10 protein-coding genes are annotated in these 9,741 nt (G+C 74.5%); 4 read left to right on the top strand and 6 right to left on the bottom strand.

Annotated features, from left to right (window positions below; genetic code table 11):
- Window positions 1–226, bottom strand: a 226-nt coding sequence (locus tag ACF1AL_RS21900) for a DUF2637 domain-containing protein (RefSeq protein ID WP_391818050.1), incomplete at its 3' end; no start/stop codon positions are given.
- 246 nt (window positions 227–472) lie between these two features.
- On the opposite strand from ACF1AL_RS21900, the gene ACF1AL_RS21895 reads away from it, so the two are divergent.
- Window positions 473–877 (top strand): cupin domain-containing protein, encoded by a 405-nt coding sequence (locus tag ACF1AL_RS21895; RefSeq protein ID WP_391826990.1) that lies wholly within the window; start codon window positions 473–475, stop codon window positions 875–877.
- 54 nt (window positions 878–931) lie between these two features.
- On the opposite strand, the gene ACF1AL_RS21890 is transcribed toward ACF1AL_RS21895, so the two are convergent.
- Window positions 932–1,678 carry an SAM-dependent methyltransferase gene (locus ACF1AL_RS21890; protein WP_391826988.1) on the bottom strand — a complete coding sequence of 249 codons (747 nt, stop codon included), beginning with the start codon at window positions 1,676–1,678 and terminating at the stop codon, window positions 932–934.
- Window positions 1,679–2,003: 325 nt separating this feature from the next.
- On the opposite strand from ACF1AL_RS21890, the gene ACF1AL_RS21885 reads away from it, so the two are divergent.
- Window positions 2,004–2,681 (top strand): adenosylcobinamide amidohydrolase, encoded by a 678-nt coding sequence (locus ACF1AL_RS21885; protein WP_391705981.1) that lies wholly within the window; start codon window positions 2,004–2,006, stop codon window positions 2,679–2,681.
- Between the two features lie 71 nt (window positions 2,682–2,752).
- On the opposite strand, the gene ACF1AL_RS21880 is transcribed toward ACF1AL_RS21885, so the two are convergent.
- The 3 genes from ACF1AL_RS21880 to ACF1AL_RS21870 form a co-directional block, all read right to left on the bottom strand.
- Window positions 2,753–3,607: an oxygenase MpaB family protein gene (locus tag ACF1AL_RS21880; protein ID WP_366841261.1), complete on the bottom strand. Its 855-nt coding sequence runs from the start codon at window positions 3,605–3,607 to the stop codon at window positions 2,753–2,755.
- A 76-nt stretch (window positions 3,608–3,683) separates the two neighbouring features.
- On the bottom strand, window positions 3,684–3,998 hold the full coding sequence (locus ACF1AL_RS21875) for a hypothetical protein (protein WP_366841260.1): 315 nt from the start codon (window positions 3,996–3,998) through the stop codon (window positions 3,684–3,686).
- Between the two features lie 269 nt (window positions 3,999–4,267).
- A complete protein-coding gene (locus tag ACF1AL_RS21870) occupies window positions 4,268–5,227 on the bottom strand; it encodes a hypothetical protein (RefSeq protein WP_391826986.1) in 960 nt (319 codons plus the stop codon).
- Between the two features lie 193 nt (window positions 5,228–5,420).
- Between ACF1AL_RS21870 and ACF1AL_RS21865 the strand changes: the two genes are divergently transcribed.
- A complete protein-coding gene (locus tag ACF1AL_RS21865; protein WP_384205429.1) occupies window positions 5,421–5,693 on the top strand; it encodes a heavy-metal-associated domain-containing protein in 273 nt (90 codons plus the stop codon).
- Window positions 5,694–5,762: 69 nt separating this feature from the next.
- A complete protein-coding gene (locus tag ACF1AL_RS21860; protein ID WP_391826984.1) occupies window positions 5,763–8,018 on the top strand; it encodes a heavy metal translocating P-type ATPase in 2,256 nt (751 codons plus the stop codon).
- Window positions 8,019–8,338: 320 nt separating this feature from the next.
- Here ACF1AL_RS21860 and ACF1AL_RS21855 read toward each other — a convergent pair whose 3' ends face one another.
- Complete coding sequence (locus tag ACF1AL_RS21855; RefSeq protein WP_391777628.1) at window positions 8,339–9,547, bottom strand: cytochrome P450; 1,209 nt, start codon at window positions 9,545–9,547, stop codon at window positions 8,339–8,341.
- Window positions 9,548–9,741: the final 194 nt, after the last annotated feature.

Raw genomic sequence — 9,741 nt, 5'->3', positions numbered from 1 at the left:
GCGGGAAGGGGATGCGGATCCAGGTCAGCAGCAGGTCGAGGGCGAGCAGTACGCAGATGCCCGCGTCGATGCCGATCGGGAAGACGTAGGAGAAGGTGCCGAAGCCCTTCTTGATCGCCAGTTCACGGACGGCGGCGTAGGACCCGGCGAAACCGATACCGGCGATGATCAGGGCGCCCGACACGACGACACCGATCAGGATCCGGTGGACCCGGGTGAACTCCACCGGGCCGCGCCCGCCCGTTGCCGACGTCCCGCTGTTCCCCGCTGCGACGCGGCTCTCCCCCGCTGGCACGTGACTCCCCCGCTCGAACCGTTCGACTGATCGGTTCTCACACTCTCATGATCGAGGACGATCGAGCGGCGCGGAGTCGGTGAGGCGCCACCCGCGTCCCGGCGCCGGGGCGTGTGGCGCAAGATGGGGCGGAGGACACCGCTGGTGACAGCCGAGGCGAGGAAGGGAGCAGCACCCATGGGTGAGCCGGAGGAGGCCGCGGGCCGGTCGGAGCAGCCGGCCGTGCCGCGCCCGTTGTGCGACGTGCGGGCCCTCGCCGTCCCCGGGGCCGCGCCGGGCGTGACGTGGAAACTGGCGGAGTCCGGACGGCAGTTGGACGCCAACGTCGTCCATCTGCCGCCCGGCGAACGGGTGGACACCCATGTCGAGCCGGACCTGGACGTCCTGCTGCTGGTGGTCGCCGGTGAGGGCACGGTCACCGGCGCCGGCACGGACGAGCTCGTGGCCGAGGGGACGCTGGTGTGGCTGCCGCGGGGCAGCAGCCGCAGCCTGGCGGCGGGGAGCAGCGGGTTGCACTATCTGACGGTGCACCGGCGGCGTCCGGGCATGCAGATCGGCCGACGCGCGCCGGGCGCACCGTGAGCACTCAGTCAGGGCCGTGGGCGCCGGGCACGCCGTGAGCTGATCGGGCAGGGCTCAGGACAGGGCCGCGGGCGTCGGGCGCAGGACCAGGGTGACGAAGCCGAAGGAGTCGCGGTAGCCGCGCAGCCACTCGTCGCGGTGGGTCGTCGCCGCCTCGAGCGCCTGGGCGCTACCCGGATCGCCGGAGTGGTCCAGCGCCCACGCGGCCAGTGAGCCGGTCCAGGCCCATTCGTAGGCGTCGAGTTCGTGGCGCGTGCTGATGTGACCGTGCACCGGGGTCCAGCCGTCCGCGACGATCCGGTCGACGGTGGTGGGCAGGTCGTCGAGGTCGCCGAGCATCTCCACCGCGTCGGTGCCGGGCGCCCGCTCCCAGAAGCCGTCGCCGACGAGGACACGTCCGCCGGGGGCCAGGTGCTTGCGGGCGGCGGCGAGGGTGGCGGACAGGCCGCCGAAGGCGTGCGTGGCGCCGACGCTGATCACCAGGTCGAAGGAGTGCGGCGCGGTGAAGCCGGCGGCGTCCTCGTGGTGGAGCACGAGACGCTCCTCCAGCCCGAGGGCGTTCGCCCGCTCCCGCGCGTGGGCCAGGGCGCGCTGGGAGACGTCGACGCCCTCGGCCCGCAGGCGTGGGTACGCGGCGAGGGCGCGCAGCAGCCACTCGGCGCCGCCGCAGCCCAGGTCGAGGACGCGGGCGCCGGCGTGCGGGACGGCACGGTCCAGCAGCCGGCGTACGGCGTCGTCGTCGAGCGGCGCCGCGATCGGGTGGTCCGCGTGGGCGAGTTGGGAGATCTGTTCGCGCTTCACGGGCGGAGCGTGTCACGCCGTACGGCGTCACGCATGTGGTTTTCGCCGACCTCCGTACTGCGTCACGCATGTGGTTTCGCCGACCTCCGTACTGCGTCACGCATGTGGTTTCGCCGACCTCCGTACGGCGTCACGCATGTGGTTTTCGCCGGCCGCCGTTGCGCGTCACGCATCGTGTGGTCACGGGTCGCCGTACCGCGTCACGCATCCGGTGGTCACCGGGCGCCGTACCGCGTCACGCATGGCGTCGTCACCGGCCGCCGCACGGCCCGCGGCCGCTCGCCCGTACGATCACCTGGTCCCCCACCCCGAGGAGTGCCGCCCGGTGAGCGTCGCCGTCCCGCCGTCCCGTCCCGTTCCCGCTCTGCTGCCCGTGCGGGTGCTGTCCCGCGCGGAGGACGGTGAGCGGCTGCACGCCCTGCTGTGGCGGGCCGGTTCCGGCTGGCGGATGGTCAGCAGTGCCGTGCTCGGCGGCGGGATCGGGGAGCGGCACTGGGTGCTCAACGCGCAGGTCTCGCACGGTTACCGGCGCACCGATCCGGACCGGCACCTGGCCGCGCTGGCCGAGGCGGCCGGGGTGCGGGGGCCGGGGGTGGGGCTGATGACGGCCGCCGACGTCTCCCGGTTCGGCCGGGCGTACGACGGCGGCGTGGAGGCGGTCGTCACCGCCGGTCTGGGGGTGCGGGGCTGGGCGGCGTCCCCCGCCGAGGGCACGGCCGGTCCGCAGCCCGCGGGCACTGTCAACACCGTCGTCGCGCTGCCGGTCGCGCTCACCGACGCCGCCCTGGTCAACGCGGTGGCCACGGCGACGGAGGCCAAGGTGCAGGCGCTGCTCGACGCCGGCTACGACTGCTCGGGCACGCCCACGGACGCCGTGTGCATCGCCGCGCGCACGCCGCACGCCGGTGAGGAGACCCACGCCTTCGCGGGCCCGCGTTCGCGGTGGGGCGCCCGGCTGGCCCGGGCCGTCCACGCCGCCGTACGGGACGCGGCCGGAAGCTGACGGCGGCGGCCGACGGCCTGTTCGCACGGGGGTCGTCGGGGCATCGCCGGCCGGAGGGGAGGCCGGGCCGGTCAGCCCTGATTGCGCACGGGGCTCAGGGCCCAGCGGATGGTCCGGGTCAGCGCCTCCCCCGCCGGGCGTACCGTCAGGTCCTCGACGAGGGGAAGCCGGGGCAGCCACAGCAGGGTGCGGGCCCAGGACGGCAGCAGGGCCACCGCGTTCGCGGCGAGCCCGGCGTACAGGGGCCGCGCCGGGAGCGGCAGCGGCGGCTGGAGCAGCAGGAAGCGCGCGGCGGCCCGGGCCTCGCCGGAGGCCCGCAGCTCGGGCCGGTAGTCCTCCAGCACGGCGGAGAGTTCGGCGCGGTCGCGGGGCGGGTCCGTGACGCCGAGCGCCTCGGCGACGCGTGCGGTGTCGGCGACGTAGGCGTCGTAGCCGGCGGCGTCGAGCGGCCGGGCGCCGAAGCGCTGGTGCGCGCGCAGGAAGCTCTCGGTCTCGGCGGCGTGCACCCAGCCGAGGAGGTGCGGGTCGGCCGCGTGGTAGGGCGTGCCGTCGGGGGTGGTGCCGTGGATCCTGTCGTGGATCGCACGGACGTGGTCGACGGCCCGCTGGGCGTCGGCGGCGGTGCCGTAGGTGGTGACGGCGAGGAACGTGCTGGTCCGCTGGAGGCGGCCCCAGGGGTCTCCGCGGTAGCCGGAGTGCGCGGCCACGGCCGCCATGGCGAGCGGGTGCAGGGACTGCAGCAGCAGGGCGGCGAGCCCGCCGATGAACATCGACGCGTCGCCGTGGACCGAGCGGATGGGGCGGTCGGGGCCGAACCAGCGGGGGCCCGGGGTTTCGTGGATGCGGGCACGGGTGCTCGGTCCGTCGGGTCCGGCCACCCGGCGGAACAGGGCCTGTCCCAGCTCGGTCCGCACGCGCGTCAGCATGGACCACCTCCCTGACCTGCGTTCAGTGTCCGGCATGGCCCGAGGCCGGGTCCAGTCCCGCACCGGGGCCGGACCGTCAGGCCGCGCGGGCTCTCGCGCCGGCGGCCACGGACCGTACGCGGTAGGTCGTCTTGGACGGGTCGACGAGCGGCTCGCCGAGCGTGATCCGCCCGGCGCGGTGCAGGGCGTCGCAGGCGTCGGTGGGCAGGGCGACGTAGGCGCTGCCGGTGCCGCTGCGTCCGTCGAGCGGGCGCCAGTAGCCGTACCGGCGGCGGCCGCCCGCGTGCACGGTGAGGAACACGGCGGTGGCGGGGTCGGAGATGATGCGCAGGAGATCGGCGCCGGCGGGGCCGACAGGGGCGAGGGGCCGGCTGCGGTGCGACAGGATCATCCCCTGCCCTTTCCACGTCGTTGATCAGTTATGCCGCATCATGCAGCACACCACTGACAACGGCGGAGGCGGCGCGTCGACTCAGTACGCGGGGGCGGGGGTTTCGCCGGGCCCTGCGATGCGTCGGTTCGGTACGCGTGACCTGGTGTTTCGTCCGGCCCTGCGGCTCGCCGGTCCCGTGCGCGTGGTCCGGGCCCTTCGCCGGCCCTGCGGCTCGTCGGTCCCATGGGCATGGTCCGGGTCCTTCGCCGGCCCTGCGGCGCGTCGGTTCAGTGCGTGTGGTCCTGGTCTTCCCGGTGGTCCGCGGGCGGCTCGGTGGTGGGTGTGGGCGCGGTGGCCGGGGCGCCCGCGTGGACCGTGAACGCCGCGGTGCGGACCTTGCCGTCGTGCCGGAAGTCGAGGAAGAGGCGGTAGGCGCCGGCGCTGGGTGCCATGGCGGTGAAGGAGATGGCGGGCCCGGGGCGTGTCGTGCCGTCGCCGGGTTCGCCGTTGGGGTGGACGTGGAGGTAGGCGAGGTCGCCGGAGCGCAGGGCGACGAGATGGCCGTAGGCGCCGAGGTAGGGCTGCAGGTCGCGGACGGGCTTGCCGTCGCGCGTCACGGTGAGGGTGAGGTCGCTGTCCCGGCCGGGGGTGAGGGTGCCGTCGAGGCGCACCTGATAGCCGTCGACCGTGGCGGTGGTGCCGGTCTCGGGCAGCGTGCCGGGCTGGTAGGCGCCGGAGGCGGCGAGGTCGGCGCCGAGGGTGAGGGCGTCGGCCCCCGCCGGCTTGAAGTCGGCGAAGACGCGGTAGCCGCCGGCCCGGGGCAGGTCGACGGGGGTGGACCAGGTGCCGTCGGCGGCCCGGGTGGGGTGCAGGTGGCGGAAGACGGTGAGGTCGCGTGAGGCGACGATCAGGTGCAGCTCCTTGTCGTGCTGCGCCTGGTAGGCGGTGACCTTGCGGCCGGTGCGGTCCTGGACGATGGCGAACCGCAGGTCGGTGGTGCGGCCGGCCTCCACTCGCGGGGTCTGGAGGGCGAGCGTGTAGCCGCCGTTCGAGATCTGCAGACCGCCGGGGGGTGTCTCCTCGCGGCCGCCGCCGTGCCCTGTCTCCATGGCCTCGTGCCCCTCGGTGTGGGCGCCGGGCTTCGCCGCCGACGACACGGGGTCGAGGGCGGTGCCCACGCCGTAGGCGGTGCCGAAGGTCGCCGCGAGCGCGGCGGCGAAGGCGGTGATCCGGACGCCGTTGTTCATGGCCAATTCCTCCTCCCGGCCGCTGCGGGTGAGCGGCCGATACAGCTCAACATACCCCCAGGGGGTATGAAGCCAAGTCGTGGGAGAGGTTGCAGGGAATACGGGGTGGGGGTATACATGACTCGTCGCTGCCGCATACCCCATGGGGGTATATGGGGCGGCGTTCCGATCACTTGTCTCACCGGAGGATCCCGTGTCGAACTGCTGCACCCCGGACGGAAGCTGCCACACCGCGACGGAGTTCAGGACCACCTACCAGGTCGAGGGCGTGGGCAGCGCCCACTGCCAGGGCGTCGTCGCCGACGCGGTGGGCGGCCTGGACCGCGTCACGGCCGTCGAGGTCGAGATCGGCACCGGCCTGGTCACGGTGACCACGGCCGCCGAGCCCGACGCGACGCTCGACGCCCTGATCGCCCGGACCGTCGACCAGGCCGGCTACGACTTCGCCGGCCGCGTGCCCGCCTGAGACCCGCCACGGGCGGGGCCGCGCACCGCCGGCCCCGCCCGGTGCGTCCGTGAACTGCGAGGAGCAGACATGACCACCACCACGCCCGGCGCCGCCGAGGTCGAACTCGCCATCGGCGGCATGACCTGCGCCTCGTGCGCCGCCCGCATCGAGAAGAAGCTCAACCGCATGGACGGGGTCGAGGCCACCGTCAACTACGCCACCGAGAAGGCCAAGGTCACCTACCGCGAGGACATCACCGTCGCCGACCTGATCGCCACGGTCGAGGCCACCGGGTACACCGCCCGGCAGCCCGCGCCGCCACCCACGGGGACGACGGAGGGACCGACGGAACCGGATGACGAACTGCGCCCGCTGCGGCAGCGGTTGACCGCCGCGGTGGCCCTGGCGGTGCCGGTCGTGGCCTTGGCGATGATCCCCGCGCTCCAGTTCGACTACTGGCAGTGGCTGTCGCTGACGCTGGCGGCGCCCGTGGTGACGTATGCCGCCTGGCCGTTCCACAAGGCCGCCTGGACCAACGCCCGGCACGGCGCGGCCACCATGGACACGCTGATCTCGGTGGGGACGTCGGCGGCGTTCCTGTGGTCGCTGTGGGCGCTGTTCTTCGGCACCGCCGGCACACCCGGCATGACCCACCCCTTCGAGTTCACCATCGCGCGCACCGACGGCACCGGGAACATCTATCTGGAGGCGGCGGCCGGCGTCACGGCGTTCATCCTGGCCGGCCGCTGGTTCGAGGCCCGCTCCAAGCGGAAGGCGGGCGCGGCGCTCAAGGCGCTGCTGGAGCTGGGGGCCAAGGAGGTCACCGTCCTGCGCGGCGGGCGCGAAGAGCGCGTCGCCGTCGGCGCGTTGGCGGTCGGCGACCGGTTCCTGGTGCGGCCCGGCGAGAAGATCGCCACCGACGGTGTCGTGGTGGAGGGGTCGTCCGCGGTGGACGCCTCCATGCTCACCGGCGAGTCCGTGCCGGTGGAGGTGAGCGCGGGAGACAGCGTCACCGGTGCCACGCTGAACGCGGGCGGGCGGCTGGTCGTCGAGGCCACGCGGGTCGGCGCGGACACCCAGCTCGCCCGGATGGCCCGCCTGGTGGAGGACGCGCAGAACGGCAAGGCCGCCGCCCAACGGCTCGCCGACCGGATCTCCGCCGTCTTCGTGCCCGTCGTGATCGCCCTGGCGCTCGGCACGCTCGGCTTCTGGCTCGGCAACGGGGCCTCGCTCGGCGCCGCCTTCACCGCCGCGGTCGCCGTCCTCATCATCGCCTGCCCCTGCGCCCTCGGGCTGGCCACGCCGACCGCGCTGATGGTCGGCACCGGGCGCGGCGCCCAGCTGGGCATCCTCATCAAGGGCCCCGAGGTGCTGGAGTCCACCCGCAAGGTCGACACCGTCGTCCTGGACAAGACCGGCACCGTCACCACCGGCCGGATGACCCTGCTCGCCGTGCACACCGCCGCCGGCACCGCCGAGGCGGACGTCCTGCGCCTGGCGGGCGCGCTGGAGCACTCCTCCGAGCACCCCGTCGCCCAGGCCGTCGCCGCCGGTGCCACCGCCCGCGTGGGCGCGCTGCCCGCCCCGGAGGACTTCGCCGCCGTCCCCGGTCTCGGCGTCCAGGGAGTCGTCGACGGGCACGCCGTCCTCGTCGGCCGCGAACAGCTCCTCGCCGAGTGGGCGATGTCGCTGCCCGACGAACTCCGGCGCGCCAAGTCCGAGGCCGAGGCGGCGGGCCGTACGGCCGTCGCGGTCGCCTGGGACGGCGAGGCCCGGGCGGTCCTGGAGGTCGCCGACGCCGTCAAGGAGACCAGTGCCGAGGCGATCCGGCGGCTGCGCGCCCTCGGGCTGACGCCGATGCTGCTCACGGGTGACAACAAGGCCGTCGCCGCGGCCGTCGCCGCCGAGGTCGGCATCGACCCCGGGCACGTGATCGCCGAGGTGCTGCCGCAGGACAAGGTCGACGTCGTCAAGCGGCTGCAGGCCGAGGGGCGTTCGGTGGCCATGGTCGGCGACGGGGTCAACGACGCCGCCGCCCTCGCCCAGGCCGACCTCGGGCTCGCCATGGGCACCGGCACGGACGCCGCGATCGAGGCCGGCGACCTGACGCTGGTGCGGGGCGACCTGCGGGTCGCCGCCGACGCCATCCGGCTCTCCCGCCGGACGCTGGGCACCATCCGCTCCAACCTGTTCTGGGCGTTCGCCTACAACGTGGCCGCGCTGCCGCTGGCCGCGGCCGGCCTGCTCAACCCGATGATCGCGGGCGCCGCCATGGCGTTCTCCTCGGTCTTCGTGGTCGGCAACAGCCTGCGCCTGCGCGGCTTCCGGCCCGCCGACCACTGAGACGGGCGCACGCCGCTGGGCCGGCGGCAGGCCGGGGAACACCGTCGCCGACGGCCGAGGCGACGCGCGCCGTGGGGCTCGGGCGGTGAACATCGCCCGGGCCCCGGCGGCATGCCTGGGCTCACAGGCGGCGCGGCGGTCCCAGGGAATCGGCGCACCCTCACCCCCGCCGCTCCCGTTCCCCCACGCACACCCCGCCCGCCCCCCTTCACGGCAAAAAAGGCCGCCCGCCGCGCGGTGGGCGCGGCGGGCGGGCGGGAGCGGGGTGCCCGCCGTGACGCCGGCGGGCACCGCTCCGCTGCAGACTCAGTGCCAGTACTTCATGTCCGTACCTCCTCCCCCGCTTCTCGTGGGCGCAGCGTGACCTCGAAGCGGTCGAGACCGCGCAGGGTCAGGTTGCGCCGGTGGCATGGTTCCGCGACCGCCCGCGCCTCGGGGTACCGCCCGGCCAGGGTGGCGAGGACCGATCCGGCGAGCCGGATGGCCATCGACGCGCCCAGGCAGGCGTGGGCCCCGCGGCCGAACCCGAGGTGCGGGTTCGGGGCGCGGTCGAGCCGCAGCTCGGTGGGACGGGCGAAGCGGAGCGGATCGTGGTTGGCCGCTCCGAGGAGCAGGGTCACCGGGTCGCCCGCCCGGATGGTGACCCCGCCGAGGTCGGTGTCCTCGACGCAGACGCGGGCGTCCGCCTGGACGGGCGCGTCGTAGCGGACGAGTTCGTCGACGGCGGTGGCGAGCGGCGCCCTACGGAAGGCGTCCAGGGCGCCGGGGGTGGTGAGCAGCGCGGCGGCGGCGTTGCCGAGCAGCCGGGAGGCGGACTCGTAGCCGGCGTGCAGCACGGCCCGCAGGCTGTTGCGCAGGATCGTTTCCTCGACGCCGGACGACTTCGCGTGCTCCGCCACGTACGCGATCAGCCCCTCCTTGGGCGGATCGGCGAGCCAGCCGCCCGCGTAGGCGGCGAGTTCGGCGCGGGCCGTGACGGCCGGCTCGTTCTTCTCGGGCCACAGACCGGCGTCCATGCCGTCGACCACGGTCCGCGACATCGGCACGAACCAGTCGAGGTCGGGGGCCGGGACGCCGAGGAAGGCGGTGATGAAGCGCAGCGCCAGCGGTTCGGCGAGGTCGCCGACGAAGTCGAAGGAGGGCCGCGTCTCGAGGCCGGCGAACAGCGTGCGCACCTCGCTCTCCAGCCGCTCGTGCAGGGCCTGGCGGTCCTGGGCGCGGAAGCCGTCGAGGAGCAGGTGCCGGATGGCGGTGTGCTCCGGCGGGTCGAGCGTCTGCACGCTGAGCAGCGGGGCGGGGATGTCCTCGCCGGCGCGGCGCCAGTCGGAGGCGAAGCGGGCGCTGTCGGTGAGCACGGCGAGGCAGTCGGCGTGCCGGGTCAGCACCCAGGAGCCGAGGAGTTCGTGCCAGAAGACGGGCGCGGTCTCCCGCAGCCGGGCATAGGCGGGGTACGGGTCGCGGAGGACTTCGGGCCGGGCCAGATCCAGCAGCGGATCCCCGGCGATCGCCTGCACGGCGCCCTGTTCCACGAACGTCTCCCCCCGCACACAGGCCCTGGTGGGGCCGCAAATGCTTCTGGTGAAACCGCTTCCGCCACCCAAATCGCCTGTGGGCGACGGGGGTTGACGGGTGCTTCTTTCGATCCGAACGCCGGTGACGCTACCACGCGACCCGGTCGGCTGGTATGACTACCTGCCTCGGATCTTCCACAAACATCACGGGG

It is taken from the genome of Streptomyces sp. NPDC014801, from assembly GCF_043082085.1.
Lineage (GTDB): Bacteria > Actinomycetota > Actinomycetes > Streptomycetales > Streptomycetaceae > Streptomyces.
The sequence above is the reverse complement of the archived record's forward strand: the minus strand, read 5'-3'. Positions and strand labels throughout refer to the sequence as shown.